The 16,852-nt window shown below is 69.5% G+C and carries 19 protein-coding genes; 17 read left to right on the top strand and 2 right to left on the bottom strand.

All coding sequences use genetic code 11. From position 1 onward, the window contains the following. Nucleotides 1–80 precede the first annotated feature (80 nt). Nucleotides 81–491, top strand: coding sequence for an anthrone oxygenase family protein (locus DFR72_RS36855; RefSeq protein ID WP_090071148.1), 411 nt, complete (start codon nt 81–83; stop codon nt 489–491). On the opposite strand, the gene DFR72_RS36850 is transcribed toward DFR72_RS36855, so the two are convergent. Both DFR72_RS36850 and DFR72_RS36845 read right to left on the bottom strand, forming a co-directional pair. After that, nucleotides 469–1,653 (bottom strand): cytochrome P450, encoded by a 1,185-nt coding sequence (locus tag DFR72_RS36850; RefSeq protein ID WP_211335652.1) that lies wholly within the window; start codon nt 1,651–1,653, stop codon nt 469–471. The genes DFR72_RS36855 and DFR72_RS36850 overlap by 23 nt on opposite strands. Before the next feature lie 54 nt (nt 1,654–1,707). Further along, nucleotides 1,708–3,792: a RecQ family ATP-dependent DNA helicase gene (locus tag DFR72_RS36845; protein WP_090071146.1), complete on the bottom strand. Its 2,085-nt coding sequence runs from the start codon at nt 3,790–3,792 to the stop codon at nt 1,708–1,710. A 30-nt stretch (nt 3,793–3,822) separates the two neighbouring features. Between DFR72_RS36845 and DFR72_RS36840 the strand changes: the two genes are divergently transcribed. The 16 genes from DFR72_RS36840 to DFR72_RS45985 all read left to right on the top strand — a co-directional run bounded on the left by DFR72_RS36840 (nt 3,823) and on the right by DFR72_RS45985 (nt 16,666). Further along, complete coding sequence (locus DFR72_RS36840; RefSeq protein ID WP_211335667.1) at nt 3,823–5,121, top strand: glutamate-5-semialdehyde dehydrogenase; 1,299 nt, start codon at nt 3,823–3,825, stop codon at nt 5,119–5,121. Nucleotides 5,122–5,137: 16 nt separating this feature from the next. After that, nucleotides 5,138–5,332: a hypothetical protein gene (locus DFR72_RS47790; RefSeq protein ID WP_342768704.1), complete on the top strand. Its 195-nt coding sequence runs from the start codon at nt 5,138–5,140 to the stop codon at nt 5,330–5,332. A 12-nt stretch (nt 5,333–5,344) separates the two neighbouring features. Further along, complete coding sequence (locus DFR72_RS36835) at nt 5,345–6,307, top strand: cytochrome P450 (protein WP_342768703.1); 963 nt, start codon at nt 5,345–5,347, stop codon at nt 6,305–6,307. 181 nt (nt 6,308–6,488) lie between these two features. Continuing rightward, nucleotides 6,489–7,070 (top strand): nicotinate-nucleotide adenylyltransferase, encoded by a 582-nt coding sequence (gene nadD / locus DFR72_RS36830; protein WP_090071143.1) that lies wholly within the window; start codon nt 6,489–6,491, stop codon nt 7,068–7,070. Between the two features lie 85 nt (nt 7,071–7,155). Next, entirely contained in the window at nt 7,156–7,359 is a 204-nt protein-coding gene (gene cspE / locus DFR72_RS36825; protein ID WP_030468099.1) for a transcription antiterminator/RNA stability regulator CspE, read from the top strand. Nucleotides 7,360–7,501: 142 nt separating this feature from the next. After that, nucleotides 7,502–7,885, top strand: a complete 384-nt coding sequence (rsfS, locus tag DFR72_RS36820) for a ribosome silencing factor (protein ID WP_090071141.1) — start codon at nt 7,502–7,504, stop codon at nt 7,883–7,885. Nucleotides 7,886–7,893: 8 nt separating this feature from the next. Further along, complete coding sequence (locus DFR72_RS36815; protein ID WP_090071139.1) at nt 7,894–8,499, top strand: histidine phosphatase family protein; 606 nt, start codon at nt 7,894–7,896, stop codon at nt 8,497–8,499. Next, nucleotides 8,496–9,209, top strand: coding sequence for a diglucosylglycerate octanoyltransferase (octT, locus tag DFR72_RS36810; protein ID WP_090071137.1), 714 nt, complete (start codon nt 8,496–8,498; stop codon nt 9,207–9,209). Before DFR72_RS36815 ends, octT begins: the two co-directional genes overlap by 4 nt. A 20-nt stretch (nt 9,210–9,229) precedes the next feature. Beyond that, nucleotides 9,230–10,123 (top strand): DegV family protein, encoded by an 894-nt coding sequence (locus tag DFR72_RS36805; protein ID WP_090071468.1) that lies wholly within the window; start codon nt 9,230–9,232, stop codon nt 10,121–10,123. Between the two features lie 87 nt (nt 10,124–10,210). Further along, the gene (locus DFR72_RS36800; RefSeq protein ID WP_090071135.1) at nt 10,211–10,909 is read left to right on the top strand and encodes a ComEA family DNA-binding protein; all 699 of its coding nucleotides are present in this window, start codon (nt 10,211–10,213) and stop codon (nt 10,907–10,909) included. A 587-nt stretch (nt 10,910–11,496) separates the two neighbouring features. After that, on the top strand, nt 11,497–13,605 hold the full coding sequence (locus DFR72_RS36795; protein ID WP_090071133.1) for a ComEC/Rec2 family competence protein: 2,109 nt from the start codon (nt 11,497–11,499) through the stop codon (nt 13,603–13,605). Nucleotides 13,606–13,609: 4 nt separating this feature from the next. Further along, entirely contained in the window at nt 13,610–15,112 is a 1,503-nt protein-coding gene (locus DFR72_RS36790; RefSeq protein ID WP_090071131.1) for a recombinase family protein, read from the top strand. Beyond that, a complete protein-coding gene (locus DFR72_RS36785; protein WP_090071129.1) occupies nt 15,109–15,441 on the top strand; it encodes a hypothetical protein in 333 nt (110 codons plus the stop codon). Before DFR72_RS36790 ends, DFR72_RS36785 begins: the two co-directional genes overlap by 4 nt. 126 nt (nt 15,442–15,567) lie before the next feature. Continuing rightward, complete coding sequence (locus DFR72_RS36780) at nt 15,568–15,810, top strand: hypothetical protein (RefSeq protein WP_114773898.1); 243 nt, start codon at nt 15,568–15,570, stop codon at nt 15,808–15,810. Then, entirely contained in the window at nt 15,807–16,094 is a 288-nt protein-coding gene (locus DFR72_RS36775; protein ID WP_090071127.1) for a hypothetical protein, read from the top strand. The genes DFR72_RS36780 and DFR72_RS36775 overlap by 4 nt, the downstream gene beginning before the upstream one ends. Continuing rightward, the gene (locus DFR72_RS45985; RefSeq protein ID WP_090071125.1) at nt 16,091–16,666 is read left to right on the top strand and encodes a hypothetical protein; all 576 of its coding nucleotides are present in this window, start codon (nt 16,091–16,093) and stop codon (nt 16,664–16,666) included. The genes DFR72_RS36775 and DFR72_RS45985 overlap by 4 nt, the downstream gene beginning before the upstream one ends. Nucleotides 16,667–16,852 lie beyond the last annotated feature (186 nt).

Genomic DNA, 16,852 nt, shown 5'->3' with positions numbered 1-16,852 from the left:
CGTTGATTCTGGACGAACGAGCAAGCCCGCGCGATGAATTGTCATTGAGAGTCCTGGCCTGGAGCGTCAGAGTGAGCGCCATGGGGACAATCACGCTGATCGCAGCCGCCGCTTCCGGCCTCATGGCCGGGCTCTTCTTCGCCTTCTCCGTCGCTGTCATGCCCGGCCTCGCCGACCTGCCCGCCTCCACCGCGCGCGAAGCGATGCGCCGGATCAACGTGCGGATCCAGAACCCGCTGTTCCTGCTGGTGTTCCTCGGCAACGCCGTGCTGTGCGGCATCGAGGTCTTCCAGGGCAGGATCGCCGGCGGTCTGCTCTACGTCGTCGGCTGCGTCCTGCTCACGATGGTCGTCAACGTGCCGATGAACAACCGCCTCGAACAAACCGACGACGCTTACTGGCCGCAGTACCTGCGCACGTGGACGATCTGGAACCACGTGCGCGCCGTTGCCTGTCTCGCCTCGACGGTCACCCTGCTACTCGGATTCTGAGACCGTGCTTGGGCCGCATCGCGGCGAGTCCGGTCGGCGTGAGGCGCTGGGGGAGCAGTTCGGGTTTCGGCTTCTGCAACAACGCTTTCAGCATCACGGTCAGCTCGGTCGTGGCGAGCCCGGCGCCGACGCAGCGGTGCGGGCCACCGCCGAACGGCAGGAACTCGTGCAGCGCAGGCTTGGTCTCCCAGCGGTCCGGGTCGAACTTCAGCGGGTCCGGGAACACCTCGGCCAGCCGGTGCGTGACGTACGGGCTGTACAACAGGAACGTGCCCTGCCTGATCTTCTTGCCGGCGAACTTGAAGTCCTGAGTCGCGACCCGCGCCGAGACGACCGCCGGCGGGTAGAGCCGGAGGGTCTCGTTGACCACGTTGCCCAGGTAGTCGTCGTCCTGCTGGGCACGCTCCCAGACCCCGTTGTGCCGCAACAGGTTGAACACCGCCCACGCCATCGCGCCGCTGGTCGTCTCGTACCCGGCCGCGATCAGCGTGACGATCTGGTCGCGCACCTCCAGATCACTCAGCCCGTCACCTTCCACGAGAGAGGTGAGCACGTCACCGGCCGTGTTGCCCTGCCGAGTCTCCTCGATCGCCCGGTACACCCGAGCGTCGACGGCCCTGCGCGCCCGCATCGCGTTGCGCCAAGCCGGGGCCCTGATCGTCCTGAGAATCTTGACGACCGCCGGGTTGCGGTCGATCAGGTTGATCAGCACCTGCAGGTGCGCGCCGAAGAAGTCGGAATCCTGCGCCAGCTCCTCGCCGAACAACGCGTGGATCGTGCTGCGCCGGATCGCCCGGCGGAACTCCTGGTACGCGTCGACCGTGTCGCCAGGCCGCCACGCGTTGATCGTCGCCTCGGCGTTGGCCCGCATGACCGGCACGTAGCTCGCGATCTGCCGGTGCGCCAGCGCGGGCTGCACGAACCGCCGCCGCCGCTTGTGGTCCTCGCCGTCGCTCACGATCAACGACGTGGGCCCGTCCACCGGCACCAGCGACTGGAACGCCCGCTCCACCTCGAACAACTCGGAGTGGCCGAACACGAACCGGTTCGCCTCAGGCCCGAGGAGGTAGGTGTACGGACCCATCCGCACGACCGGTCCGAACCGCCGGTACAGGCCCGCGAGGAGATCGGCCTGCCGGTACCGCACGACGTCCGGAGTCATGCCGCTGACAGTGCCACACAGCAGGCCCGGTCCGGCACCGTCAGTTCGGCACCGTCAGTTCGTCACCGCCAGCGCGAACGGCAGCACGGCGGACACCCCCTCCTTCCTGAGCATCCGAGCCGCCACCGTCATGGTCCACCCGGTGTCGATGTGGTCGTCCACCAGCAGGACCGGACCGTCCACACCGGACACATCCGGTGTCTCACCGGCCCGCACGAGCCCGGCCAGCCGCTGCGCGCTGTTGGCCCGGTGCGTCGACTCGCCGAGCCACACGGTGCCCAGGAACGGCAGCCGGCCGATCGCCGCGATCTTGTGCCCGAAGCTGCCGACGAGCTCTGGACGCCGCCGCGAACCGACCGTCACCACGCCGACCGGCCGTTCGTCCCAGTTCCACGCCGTCAGCACCTTCACGCACGCCGCGAACACGTCGTCCGGGATCTCGCGGTCGGCACCGTCCGCGAGCAGGTCGCGCAGCCGGTTGCCCCAGCCGATGTCGGTGAGCCTGCCGAGCGCCCGTCCCGTGGCCGCCACCTCGGTCGCGGGGATCTTGCCGGACAACGGGACACCGATGGCGCTCATGCCGGTGGGCCACATCTTGCGCGGCGCCACGTCCAGGCCGGGACGCAGCAACCGTTCGCGAGCCGCTTCCGCCGCCACCTCGGACACCTCGACAGACAGCCGCTCGCCGGTGCAGTTGTCGCAGCGGCCGCACTCGTGCGAGGTCGGGTCGTCGAGCTGGTCCTGCAGGAACTTCATCCGGCACGCGTCGGTCCGCAGGTACTCGATCATCACCTGCTGCTCGGCCTTGCGCGCCTGGGCGATGCGCGCGTACCGCTCGCCGTCGTACTCCCACGGCCGGCCCGTCGACTCCCAGCCGCCGCGCACGCGCCGGACCGCGCCGTCGACGTCCAGCACCTTCAGCACCACCTCGAGCCTGCCGCGGGACAGCTCGACCATCGGCTCCAGCGCCGCCGTCGAGAGAGGCCTGCCCGCGCCGTCGAGCGCGGACAGCACCTGCCGCACGACCACCTCGGGCGGGAACGCCAGCGACGCGAAGTACGCCCAGATGTCCTTGTCCTCGTGGCCCGGCAGCAGGACCACCTCGGCCCGTTCGACACCGCGGCCCGCACGGCCGATCTGCTGGTAGTACGCGATCGGGGAGGACGGGGCGCCCACGTGCACGACGAACCCCAGGTCCGGCTTGTCGAACCCCATGCCGAGGGCGGAGGTGGCGACGAGCGCCTTGACCTTGTTGTTCAGCAGGTCTTCCTCAGCGCGCTCACGCTCCGAGGGTTCGGTCTTGCCCGAATACGCGGCCACCGCGAACCCGCGCGAGGAGAGGAACGCCGCGATGTCGTCCGCCGCCGCCACCGTGAGCGTGTAGATGATCCCGGAACCAGGCATGCGGTCGAGCTGCTCGGCGAGCCATCCGAGGCGTGACTCCGCGGTCGGCAGCAACGCGACCGACAGCCGCAGGCTGTCGCGGTCCAGCGGCCCGCGCAGCACCAGCGTGCCCTCGTCGGCGCCGAGCCCCAGCTGCTCGGTGACGTCGTGGACCACCCTGTTGTTGGCCGTCGCCGTCGTCGCCAGCACCGGCACGCCCGGTGGCAGCTCCGTCAGCAACGTCCGCAGCCTGCGGTAGTCCGGCCGGAAGTCGTGACCCCAGTCCGAGATGCAGTGGGCCTCGTCGACGACGAGCATGCCCGCCGACGCCGTCAGCGACGGCAGCACCGCATCGCGGAAATCAGGGTTGTTCAGCCGCTCCGGACTCACCAGGAGCACGTCGACCTCGCCGGCCGCGACCTGCTCCTGCACGGTGTCCCACTCGCCGGGGTTCGCCGAGTTGATCGTCACCGCGTGCACGCCCGCCCGCGCCGCCGCGTCGATCTGGTTGCGCATCAACGCGAGCAACGGCGACACGATGACCGTGGGGCCCTCACCGAGCTGACGCAGCAACGCCGTCGCGATGAAGTACACGGCCGACTTGCCCCAGCCCGTGCGCTGGACGACGAGCGCTCTGCGCCGCTGGGCCACGAGGGTGTGGATCGCGGTCCACTGGTCCTCGCGCAGCACCGCCCCAGGGCCCGCCAGTGCCCGGAGCCGTTCCTCCGCCAGTCCTCGCAACGCGATGTCGTCCATGAGGCGCAAGCTTGCCAGGCCACTCTGACAATTGTGATTGTCGCAGGTCGTAAGCTGTGCGGTGTGACTGATGACCTGCGCGATCAGGTGCACGCGGCAGCTCGCCGCGCCCGTGTCGCCGCCGACGAACTCGTCCTCGCCACCCGTGAGCGCAAGGACACCGCGCTGCTCGAGATGGCCGCCGCGCTCCGCAAGCGCGCGCCAGAGATCATCGAGGCCAACCAGAAGGACCTCGAAGCCGGCAGGGCAGCAGGTCTCCCGGACAACATCCTGGACCGGCTCACGCTCACCGAAGCCCGCATCGACAGCGTCGCCACGGGCCTCGAAACCGTTGCGGGCCTTCCGGACCCGGTCGGTCAGGTGATCACCGGCGGCATCCTCCCGAACGGGCTGGAGCTCAAGCAGGTGCGCGTCCCGATGGGCGTCGTCGGCATGGTCTACGAGGGCCGCCCGAACGTCACGGTCGACGCCGCCGGTCTCGCGCTGAAGTCGGGCAACGCCGCGCTGCTGCGGGGTTCCTCGACCGCCGAGCACTCCAACACGACGCTCGTCGCCGTCCTGCGCGACGCACTCGAAAGCGTGAACCTGCCGGCGGACTGCGCGCAGCTCCTGCCGTGCCACGACCGCGCGTCCGTCACCCACCTCATCACCGCGCGCGGCCTGGTGGACCTGGTCATCCCCCGCGGCGGCTCCGGACTGATCAACGCCGTGGTCGAGCAGGCGACGGTTCCCACGATCGAGACCGGCATCGGCAACTGCCACGTGTACGTGGACGCGCACGCCGACCTCGACATGGCCGAGGCGATCGTCCTCAACGCCAAGACGCGGCGCACGAGCGTGTGCAACGCGGCGGAGTCCCTGCTGGTGCACAAGGACGTCGCGGCGGAGTTCGTGCCGCGCATCACCAAGGCGCTGCAGCAGGAGAACGTGACCATCCACGGCGACGAGCAGTTCGCTCAGGAGTCCGACGTGGTCGCCGCCAACGACGACGACTGGGGCACCGAGTACCTGAGCCTCGACATCGCGGCGAAGGTCGTCGGCTCGCTGGACGAAGCCGTGAAGCACATCGCGACGTACGGCTCCGGCCACAGCGAGGCGATCGTCACGAACGACGTCACGGCAGCACGCAGGTTCACGGCCCGTGTGGACGCGGCGGCGGTGTTCGTCAACGCCTCCACGGCCTTCACCGACGGCGCGGAGTTCGGCATGGGCGCGGAGATCGGCATCTCCACGCAGAAGCTGCACGCACGCGGTCCGATGGGCCTGACTGAGCTGACGTCCTCTAAATGGGTCGTATGGGGCGAAGGACACACACGGCCGAAGGCGTAGCTCTACGTTCGGAGACATGGCTCCCACCTATCCGTTCTCCGAAACCGACGGCCTGACCCTCGATCCGACCTATGAACGGTTACGGCGCGATGAGCCCGTCTCGCGCGTGACGTACCCGTACGGCGGCGAGGGTTGGCTCGTCACGTCCTATGAAGAGACGAAGTTCGTCCTGGGCGACCCGCGGTTCAGCCGTGCGCGCACGGTCGGCTAGGACGTGCCGCGGATGCAGCCCCTCATCGCACCGGGCGGGTCGATCCTCACGCACGACGGTGCGGACCACTCGCGCATGCGCAGGCTGGTGTCCAAGGCGTTCACGGTGCGCCGGATCGAGGAACTGCGGCCGCGTGCCCAGCAGATCACCGACGACCTGCTCGACCGCCTGGACAACCCCGGTGACCTGGTCGAGGGCTTCAGCACGCCGTTCCCGATCACGATCATCTGCGAGCTGCTCGGCGTGCCGTTCGAGGACCGCGAGGACTTCCGCAGGTGGTCGAACCAGGCGTTGTCCACGATCGGTGGCCACACGCCGGAAGAGGCGATGGACGGCGTGGCGAAGCTGTACGCCTACTTCACCGAACTCGTCGCGAAACGCCGTGCGCGCCCCATGGACGATCTGATCAGCGCGCTCGTCGCCGCGCGGGACAACGAGGACCGGCTGAGCGAGGACGAACTCGTCCGGTTCGGCATCACGTTGCTGGTCGCGGGCCACGAGACGACGGCGAACATGCTCGCCAACAGCGTCGTGACGCTGTTCGAGCACCCGGACGCCATGAAGAGCCTGCGTGAGTCCCCCGACAAGCTCCCGAACGCCATCGAGGAGCTGCTGCGGTTCATCCCGCTGGGCAGTGGCGCCGGCTTCCCCCGCATCGCGACCGAGGACGTCCAGGTCGGCAACGCGCTGGTGAAGGAAGGCGACACCGTGCTGGTGGTCGCGTCGTCGGCGAACCGCGACGAGGCGATGTACGCCAACGGCGCCGAGCTGGACCTGGAGCGTGAGGTCGGCCAGCACCTGCAGTTCGGGCACGGCATCCACTTCTGCCTCGGGTCGCAGCTCGCGCGGATGGAACTGCAGGTCGCGCTGGGCACGCTGCTGCGCCGCATGCCCGGCTTGCGGCTCGCCGAGCCCGTCGAGTTCCGCAAGGGTTCCCTGGTCAGGGGCCCGCTGAGGCTCGTCGTGGCCTGGTGAGAAAAATCTTGGGCCAGTCGCGTAATGGGGGAGCGGTCCGTGCGTTCCTCCTGTGCGCGCGGCTTTGCTTCGGGGTGAGCCGCGACCCGAACGGCTCGTCCTCCCCCTGAGCCGTGCGGTGTGATCAGCACGACCGGCGTTGGGCCACGGGAGCGGCCCGACGCCGGTCTACGCTGTTTTGATGCGCATCGGCGTCATGGGTGGCACGTTCGATCCCATCCACCACGGCCACCTCGTGGCCGCCAGCGAGGTGCAGGCCAGGTTCGACCTGGACCGCGTGATCTTCGTGCCGACGGGTCAGCCCTGGCAGAAGGCGTCGCGGGAGGTCTCCGCCCCCGAGGACCGCTACCTGATGACGGTCATCGCCACGGCCTCGAACCCCCGCTTCTCGGTCAGCAGGGTCGACATCGACCGCGACGGCCCCACGTACACCGTGGACACGCTCTCAGACCTCAAGAAGCAGTACCCGGACGCCGACCTGTTCTTCATCACCGGCGCGGACGCGCTGGAGCAGATCCTGTCGTGGAAGCGCGCGGCGGACGCGTTCGAGCTCGCCCACTTCATCGGCGTCACCCGTCCGGGCTACACGCTGAACGACCGCCACCTTCCGCCCGGCTCGGTGTCGCTCGTCGAGGTCCCCGCCATGGCGATCTCTTCGACCGGATGCCGCGCGCGTACTGCATCCGGACAGCCCGTTTGGTACCTGGTCCCCGACGGTGTCGTCCAATACATCGCAAAAACAGGCCTGTACTCCGAGTCGTAACCACGTTCGAGTGGATTTTGCGTGCATTGGAGCGCTCGGGGAGCAACAATCAGCGGGTTGTTGCTGGTTCGTGGAAGGCAAGACTTTGGCTACTGGCACCGTGAAGTGGTTCAACGCCGAAAAGGGCTTCGGCTTCATCGCGCCCGACGACGGCTCGGCCGACGTCTTCGTGCACTACTCGGAGATCCAGTCGAAGGGTTTCCGTTCGCTCGAGGAGAACCAGAAGGTCGAGTTCGAGGTCGGACAGGGCCAGAAGGGCCCGCAGGCCCAGCAGGTCCGCCCGCTCTAAGGCTTCGGCACCGGTGAAGGCCACCTCAGGGCGCTGAGGTGGCCTTCGTCATGCGTGGGTGTGAAGTACCCGTTGGCGCGCGCCGGTACCCTCAGTAACTCGTGTGGGCGTATCGACGCCTGCCGGAAGTCAGAGGAGTGACGTGGCAGCCACCGACGAGGCACGACGGCTGGCGCTGGTCGCGGCGAACGCAGCGGCCGACAAGAAGGCGCACGACGTGACGGTGCTCGACGTCTCCGACCAGCTCGTGATCACCGACGTGTTCGTGATCGCGTCCGCTAACAACGAGCGGCAGGTCGGCGCGATCGTCGACAACATCGAGGAGAAGCTGCGGGAGGCCGGCACGAAGCCGGTGCGCCGCGAAGGGGCCCGCGAGGGCCGTTGGGTGCTGCTGGACTTCGTGGACGTCGTGGTGCACGTCCAGCACACGGAGGAGCGCAGCTTCTACGGCCTGGAGCGGCTGTGGAAGGACTGCCCGCGCATCGAGTTCGAAGCGGACGTCCCCGCCGAGTCCACGGCTGAATGAGGTAGCTGATGGCCCTGAGCCGGCTCGTGCTGTGGCGGCACGGTGAGACCGACTACAACGCGACCGGTCGTCTGCAGGGTCATCTGGACTCGGCGCTCACCGAGACCGGCTTGAACCAGGCCAGGTTCGCCGTGCCGGTGCTCGCCGGGTTCGAACCGGAGATGGTGGTCGCCTCCGACCTGCAACGGGCGCGCAACACCGCAGGGGTGTTCACGTCGTCGACGGACGTTCCGCTGCGGATCGACGAACGGCTGCGCGAGACCCACCTGGGCAAGTGGCAGGGCCTGACCACCGCCGAGGTGGAGCAGGAGTGGCCGGGCGCCATCACCGTGTGGCGCACCGACCCGACCTACACGCCGCCCGAAGGCGAGTCGCGCGTCGAGGTGGCCGAGCGGGCCATCCAGGTCGTGCACGAGGTCGACGCGGAGTTCTCCGAGACGGTCCTGCTCTGCGCGCACGGTGGCCTGATCAGCGCCTTGACCGGGCGATTGCTCGAGCTGCCGGTGGAGAGCTGGTCGCAGCTCGGCGGCATCTCGAACTGCCACTGGACGGTGTTCACCCGCCGCAACGACCGGTGGCGGCTGTCGTCCTACAACGCGGGCACCACGCGTTGAGACTGCTCGTCCTCGGGGACTCGCTGTCGTTCTTCGGGCCTTCCGGTCCGCTGCCCGCTGATCATCCACAGCTCTGGCACAACATCTGTGCCGAGGCGCTGGGTGGTTCGGCGGAGCTGGCGGCCGGGTTCGGCTGGACGGCGCGGGACGCCTGGTGGGCGTTGACCGGGGATCCGCGGATCTGGTCGCTGCTGCCCCGTACGGACGTGCTGGTGTTCGCGGTGGGCAGCATGGACACGCTGCCCTCGCCGTTGCCTACGTACCTGCGCGAGGGGCTGCGTTATGTGCGGCCGGACTGGCTGCGGCGGTGGGTGCGTGCGCGCTATCAGTTCGTGCAGCCCCGGTTGGCGCCTTATACGCGGGCGTCGCTGCCTCCCGCGCTGACCGCGCGCTATCTGCGGGACATGCTGCAGTCCGTGCGCAACCTCCAGTACACGATGCCGGCGGTCGGGATCGTGCCGTCGGTGCATCGCGCGGCTACGTACGCGTATGCCCATCAGGGGCACGCGGCTGCGGTTGCGGCCGTGCGTGGCTGGGCCGCGGGTGCGGACGTGCCGTTGCTGAACCTGCCCGCCGTGATCGGGGAGCACGTGCGGTCCGGTGCAGGGAACCCGGACGGGATGCACTGGGGCTGGGAGGGCCACGAGCTCGTGGGCAAGGCGATGGCCGCATTGATCTCGTCCGTGGCGTTGAGTCCCTCGGAGGAGTGAGCCCCGTAGGCTCGTCGCTCGTGCGCATCTCCATCGTCACCGACTCCACGGCATACCTGCCCGAGGGGTTCGCGAAGCGCCATGCGATCACCGTGGTGCCGCTGCACGTCGCGGTGGACGGTGCCGGACGCCTCGACGGCGTCGACTTCGGTCCTTTCGAACTGGCCAGTGCCCTCGCCGAGCACCGCCGGGTCACCACCTCACGTCCCACGCCTGGCGAGATGGCCGCCGTGTACCGCGAGGCCCTGTCGTCGTCAGATGCGGTCGTGTCCGTGCATCTCTCTCGTGAGCTGTCCGGAACGTGGGAGGCCGCGCGGCTGGCGGCGGAAGAGGTCGGTCCTTCTCAGATTCGTGTGGTCGACTCGCGGTCGACGGGCATGGGGCTCGGGTTCTCGGTGTTGCGCGCCTGTGCTGCCGTGGCCGCAGGGCACTCACCCGCCGAAGTCGAGGCCGCTGCTTCCTCGGCTGCTCACCAGACGCGGATGTTCTTCTGCCTCGAGACGCTGGACCACCTGCGCCGGGGCGGCCGGATCGGTACGGCGGCGGCGCTGGTGGGCACGGCGCTGGCCGTGAAACCGTTGCTGCACATGGACGACGGCCGGATCGTCCCACTGGAGAAGGTGCGCACGATCAGCCGCGCGGTGGGCCGTCTGGTCGACCTGGCGGCGGCTGCGGCGGGCGATGGTCCCGTCGGACTGGCCGTGCACCACCTGGCCGCTCCCGAACGTGCCGCCGAGTTGGCGACCCGCCTGGACGAACGGCTGCCCGGGTCGACGGGATGCGTGATCTCGGAGGTGGGCGCGGTGATCGGCGCGCACACGGGCCCAGGCGTGCTGGGCGTCGTGGTGCTGCCGGGAGGACCCGACAGCCTCCCACAGACCCCCGACAATTCCCCGTCCCCGAAGCCCGAGTGATCGCGACCTGTCCACAACCCGCGAGTAATCCACAGCCCCGGAGCTCACCCCACCTCCCCACCCACCCCGCTCCGTAACGTCCCTCGCATGTTCCCCCGCTCCCACCAGGACTCCCTCCCGACCGAACGCCTGGCCGCGCTGGCCGACAAGGTGAGAGCCGACCCGACCCTGGTCTACGCACGATCAGAGGACTCGGACGAACACGGCTCGCCCCGCCGCCGCTTCCGCCTGCCACGCCTCCCGCGCCGCGGCCTGCTCGCCCTAGGCGTGGCCGTGGCGTGCACGGTGATAGGCCTGGGCAGCTGGTGGCAGAGCCCCGCCGCCGAACCGGCCCCGGACCTGGCTCTGGTGAGCACCACGGCCCCGGCCCCCGAACTGGTCGTGGACGTGGTCGGCGAGGTGGCCACCCCAGGCCTGGTCACAGCACCGTCAGGCGCCCGGGTGGCCGACGCCATCCGTCTCGCCGGAGGCATGAAGCCGGGCACGAACCTCCACAACCTGAACCTGGCCCGCAAACTCACCGACGGCGAACAGATAGCGGTGGGCATCCCACCCCCGCTCCAGGCAGGCGCGGCCCAGGCCGGCGGGTCCCAGCCGAAGCTGAACCTGAACTCCGCCAGCGCCACCGAACTGGACGGCCTCCCCGGAGTGGGCCCGGTGACGGCTCAACGCATCGTCGACCACCGCACCCGCAAGGGCCCGTTCGCCTCGGTGGACCAACTCCGCGACGTGGAGGGCATCGGCGAATCGAAGCTCGCCAAGCTGGCCGACCTGGTCCACACATGACCCTCGCCGCGAAGGCCCTGGCCCTCTATCACCGCTCCAGGGCCCAGTACCTCCAGCTGACCAGCCCATCCCGTTTCCCAACCGACCACAACCGCCTACCCCGCCCATTGGCCCTCGCCTTCCCCCTGCATCGCTCGCCGCCACTTGCTGGCCGCTTCCTCGGCGCCGCCCCACCACCGCACGCGGCTCCACACGTTCCGCTCGCTTCTCCGCCCGTCGCCACGCAGCGGCAGTGCCGCATGTGCGCCGCAACCGTGCACCAGCCCTGAACCTCAGCTGTACCAACAAAACGGGCGCACACCTCCAACCTTCTTCACCACGGCCAGGCACTACTGGCCTGCATTCGCCTGCGTTCTGAGCCGCGGTCCCAGCCCGGAAGCCACTTCCCGTCACCGATCGGAGTCAGCCATGCCCTCAGTCCGCACCACCCGACACCCGCGCATCGACACCGCCTGGCACCACCCCGCAGCCAGGCATCCCCAAGCGCAGCCGCAATCCCTCCCACACGGCACCCCAAAGCGTCCGCAGCCACGCCAAGGCAGCCCCACCCATGACCCAAGACCTCCCACCGGACAGGGGAGGCCCAGATGGCCCGCAAACACCCGGTAGCCCACGACTACCGCCTGGTCCCAGCGGCCGCGGCAGTCTGGGCCACCGCCGTGGCCGGTCTCTTCCTGAGCTGGCAGGTGGCAGTGCTCACCGGCCTGGCAGCAGGAGCCGTCGGCCTGCTGGCATGGCGAAGATCCTGGTGGAACAGGACCTGCGCGATAGCCCTCCTGATCTCCGGCCCGGTCGCCGCGGCCTGGGTGGGCGGCACCGTCCTGCGAGCCGAGTCCCACCCACTCCGCCTGGCCGCTGACGAAGGCCGCAGCACCACCCTCACCGTCGAACTCACCACCAGACCGAAGGGAATCCGGGCCGCGGGTTTCGGCGGAACGCAGGCAGGCGTGGAGAACGTCGTGATCAGAGCGACGGCCAACGGCGCCCAGCTGGTGCTGCTGGCTCCGGCGGACAAGTGGCGAGATCTCTTGCCGGGTCAGAAGGTCACGGTCAAAGGCACCCTCGCGCCGTCCAGGGGCGGCGACCTGGCGTCGGCGTTGCTAAGAGTGCGCGGGCCGCCGCAAAACCCGCTGCCGGCGCCGGTCTGGCAGACCTGGGCCGACGAACTGCGCGACGGCCTGAGAGAGGCCAGCGAAGTCCTCGGCGACGAGGAAGCCGGGCTCTTGCCGGCCCTCGTGGTGGGCGACACCGAGCAGATGGTGCCGCGCATCGTGGAGGAGTTCCGGACCGCCGGCCTCGCCCACCTGCTCGCGGTGAGCGGGGCGAACCTGGCCATCGTCTGCGGAGCGGTCTACCTGCTCACCAGACGTCTCGGCCCACGTCCGGCGGCCTTTGCCGCCCTGGCGGCGCTGGTCGGGTTCGTCGTCCTGGCCGGGCCGGAGCCGAGCGTGCTCAGGGCCGCTGTCATGGGTGCCGTTGCCTTGCTGGCGTTGGTGCTGGGGCGGCAACGGTCCGCGGTGCCGAGCCTGGCGACGGCGGTGCTCGTCCTGGTGTTGCACGATCCGGCGCTGGGTGGTGATCCGGGGTTCGCGTTGTCCGTGGTGGCGACGGCGGCGTTGGTGCTCGTCGCGCCGAAGTGGGCGCGGGCGCTCAAACGGCGTGGTGTGCCGAACGGGTTGGCCGAGGCGATCGTCGTGCCGATGGCCGCGAGTCTGGCCACGGCTCCGGTGGTGGCCGGACTCTCCGGGCAGGTGAGCCTGGTGTCGGTGCTGGCCAACCTCGTGGCTGGGCCGGTGGTCGCGCCGGCGACGGTGCTGGGTGTGGTGGCGGCGGTTTTCGCGCCGTTCTCGCCTCAGGTGGCCGAGGTGGTCACCCATGTCGCTGGGCCCGCCGTGAGTTGGTTGATCACGGTCGGGCGGCAGGCGTCGGCCGTGCCTGGCGCGGCGGTCGGCTGGCCGGACGGCTGGGGCGGGGCGGTCGCGCTGACGGTGGTGACCGCGGTGGTCGTGTTGTTGCTGCGGTTCAAGAAGACGCGGACGTTGGTCGTCGCGGTGCTCGTCGGCGGGTTCGTGGTGCTGGTGCCGTTGAGGGTCGTGGCGCCGGTCTGGCCGCCCGACGGGTGGAAGGTCGTCAGCTGCGACGTGGGTCAGGGCGACGCGCTGGTCCTCGCGACCGACGACGCCGACACGGCGGTGCTGGTCGACACCGGGCCTGATCCCGGTGCGGTCGACCGGTGTCTGAAGACGTTGGGGATCAAGCGGATTCCGCTGGTGGTGTTGACGCACCTGCACGCGGACCACGTCGGCGGTCTCGACGCCGTGCTCGCCGGGCGTGCGGTGGGGGCGGTCGCGGTCGGGCCGCTCAAGGAGCCCGCGTGGGCGTGGAGGGAGGTCGGCGAACGGGCTCGCGCTCATGGTGTGCGGGTCGTGGAGCCGAAGGCGGGCGAGCGGTTCGCCCTGCCAGGACTGGAGTTGGAGGTGATGGGACCGCGGCGGCCGCCGATCGCCGAGGCCGAGAACACGACGGTGAACGACTACTCGCTCGTGCTCAGAGCGCACACGAGGGCCGGCCGGGTGTTGCTCACCGGCGACGTGGAACTGGCCGGCCAGGCGGCGTTGCTGGGGGAGCGGGACCTGAGCGCCGAGGTGCTCAAGGTGCCGCACCACGGTTCTCGGTACTCACGCAGAGTACCTTGATTTCATGCCGCCCAGAAGCCTCAGAGCCAAAACACTCCGCGCATGCCTCTACCTGCGGATATCGCAGGATTCGACCGGTGAAGGGCTCGGTGTCGAGCGCCAAGAGGCCGAGTGCCGCGCCCTGTGTGAGCGCCGGAACTGGGCCGTGGCGGACGTGATCACCGAGAACAACCGGTCCGCGACGAAGGGGCGGCGCCCCGGCTTCGATCGGCTGCTCGAACTCATCGCCAGCCACGAGATCGACGTGATCGTCATCTGGGCGATCGACCGGCTGACCAGGCAAATCATCGAGATGGAAGAGATCATCAACGCCTGCGAGATGCACGGCGTGAAGCTCGCGACCGTGTGCGGGGATCTCGACCTGTCCACTGTGGATGGTCGGCAGAACGCCCGGATCCTCGCCTCCGTCGCCAGGGCCGAGATCGAGCGGAAGTCCCAGCGGGCGGCCTCGAAATTCCAGCAGAGCGCCGAAGCGGGCAAGCCGAGCGGGGGTGTCCGGGCGTTCGGCTACACCAAGGACGGGCTGCACCTGGAGCCTGAAGAGGCCGCGCTCGTAGCGGAGGCGTACGACCGGTTCAACAGCGGCGCCACGCTCGGCGAGATCTGCCGCTTGTTCAATGAGCGCAACGCTTCCACGGCGCGCGGCAACACGTGGAAGACGTCCTCCATGCGCGCGTTGCTGCTCAACCCTCGCAACGCGGCCCTACGCGGTGTCCGCTGGCTAGCCCGCGACGAGGACGGACGGCCGGTGCTCAACGAGCACGGCCAGCAGCAGCGCTCCCAGTTCCACGAGATTGTGGGCAAGGCCGTCTGGCCTGCCGCCGTGGACGAGGCCGTGTGGCGCGCGGCCGTGTCGAAGCTCAAGGACCCCGTCCGCCGCAAGCATTACAAAGGCTGCACGCGCAAGCACTTGCTCTCCGGCATCGCCGTGTGCGCCGTGGACGGGTGCGGCCTGGTGCTGCGCAACAAGACCAACAACAAGTCCCGCAACCTGTTCTGCCCCGCGCTCACCCACGTGTGCCGCCGCGCGGACGCCGTGGAGGACTTCGTGGAGGCCGTGATCCTGGAGCGGCTCCGGCAGCCCGACGCGATCGACCTCGTGCAGGTGCGCGCCCAAGGTGTCGACCTCGCCGCGCTGCGGGACGAGGGGGCCGCGATGCGCGAGCGGCTGCGGGACATGGCCCGGCTCGAAGCCTTGGGGCAGCGCACACGGGACGAAGTCGAGGCCGCGCGTGACGCCGTCAACGAGCGTCTCGGCGAGATCGACCGGATCGTCACGGACGCTGGCCGCGCGGACATCGTCGCGCGCTTCGTCGGCACCGGCCGTGACCCGGTGGAGGTCTGGGAGGACCCTGGCACGACGCTCGCCATGCGCCAGGCGCTGATCACCACACTGGCGACGATCCGCGTCGGCTCTGGCCGCAACGGCAGGCCGCCGAAGTACTCGGCGGACGAGCCGCCGCCGCGCGTCTTTGTGGACTTCCGCAAGCGTGAGGCCCAGTCGTGAGCGATCTGTGGGTCTCTGTGCACTGCGAAGGCACCGGCGGTGCACGTCATGACTCCAAGCTGATCGAGCGGTTCTCGCGCGTGGACGGAGCCTGGTACGCCCACGTGCACGGCGGCATCGGCAACGCCGTGCTGGGCCACGCGCGTCAGCGCGGCGGGGTCGAGCAGACGCGCACCGGCTACCGGTTCGAGTGCCCAAGGTGCGGGGTCAACTCGCGCGTCTCGATGGCGCTCATCGCGTCCACGCTCGACACGTTGGAGGCGAACGGTCTGGACCGGATCGACCTCAACACGTTGAACGCGTTGGCGCACAACGGATCTACGGCCTGATAGATTGCAGTTCACGACCAGCGCTTATGCGCTGGATGCGGGCCGGTGGCCGCTGACCACCGAGCATCCCGTCCCACGAGCTTCTGCTCCTTCGGGCGGCGTTTTCGGCTGTCCACGGAGGACCCGATGGCCCACAGCAACCCCGAAGTTCGGCAGGCTCAGTCGCGCTATGCGACCCGCACCCGTGAACTCGGCCCTAACCACCCGGAAACCCAGGCGGCACAGGCCGAATTCCGCTCAGAGCGCTATATGGCCGCTGTCCGTGCGGCCGTCGCCGACGCACCGCCGCTGACCTCCGAGCAGCGCGCCAGGATCGCCGCGATCCTCGCGCCGGTCACTGTCGCGTCCGGTACGGAGGAGGCAGCATGAGCCACTGGATCAGGTTCGACATCCCCGAAGCCGCACACGCACGCGCCGAACGAGACGCCTACGTCGCCGTCGTCCGCCAACACGGCACCGACAGCCCTGCCGCCGCTGAGGCCCGTACCCGCTGGCGCCTCGCCGCACGGGCGTCTGTCGCCGCCTCCCTCGCCCTCCTGGCCCCGGCGGAGCGCGAGCGCGTGCTCGCCGACCGCGCACGCGACCGCGAACGCGTCCTCGCCAGGGCCGCCCAGTACGCGGCTGAGGATCTGGAAGAGGCGGTGACGGCGTGAGCCTCTTCAGCGCGAACACCCCGCCGGTGCAGGCCCGCCCGGACGCCGCTTACGGCCACTGCGACCGTCCCGACTGGATGGGCGAGGAGTCCGATCGAGACTTCCGGGCCAGCATCGAAGCCGTGGCCGGCAAAGCCTCCGCGGTTCCGTTCTCGGCGACGCTCGCCGACTTGCTAGGCGCATGGTTCGCGCCCGTAACCGCAGGTGACGACGGTTCTCTGCTCGGACGCCTCGACGGCGCCACGGTGCAGCTCACCGTGCCGACGATCCGGCAGCACGTGCGGACGGCGAACGTCGTCACGCAGCTCGGCGTCCAGATCACCGACGCGGCGATCACGGCGGCCCTGCCGATCGTCACCCGCCGCGCGAAAGCCGAACGGGAGCGCGACGTGGTGGCCGCTGACGCTCGTGCCGACCGCGAACGCCGTGAACTGGCGGAAGACGTCGAGGTCGCCGAGAAGCGCGCGCGGCTGCTGCGCGAGCTGGCGGAGCTGGACACCCCGCCGTCCGCGCCCGTAGCGGACGTGCGGCCGGTGCCGGGGCCGCCGCCGAAGCGCTGGCGACGGAGCTGACGAGGGTGCGCCCCGGCCGGTTCTGGCCGGGGCGCACCTATTTGAATAGCCGAGTTAATTCGGTTCGATTCTTTTGACCTGCGGTTTTCTGGCAACTTGATGCGCCGGATAAAAATGGCTCCCGAACATTGCTGGATTTGCTCGACATCGAGCAAATTTCGATCTAGTTTTTCGGCATCCACCGGA

Origin of the sequence: Lentzea flaviverrucosa (assembly GCF_003350445.1) — a bacterium.
Lineage (GTDB): Bacteria > Actinomycetota > Actinomycetes > Mycobacteriales > Pseudonocardiaceae > Lentzea > Lentzea californiensis.
Note: the sequence above shows the minus strand (reverse complement) of the source record. Positions and strands in the feature narration are given on the sequence as shown.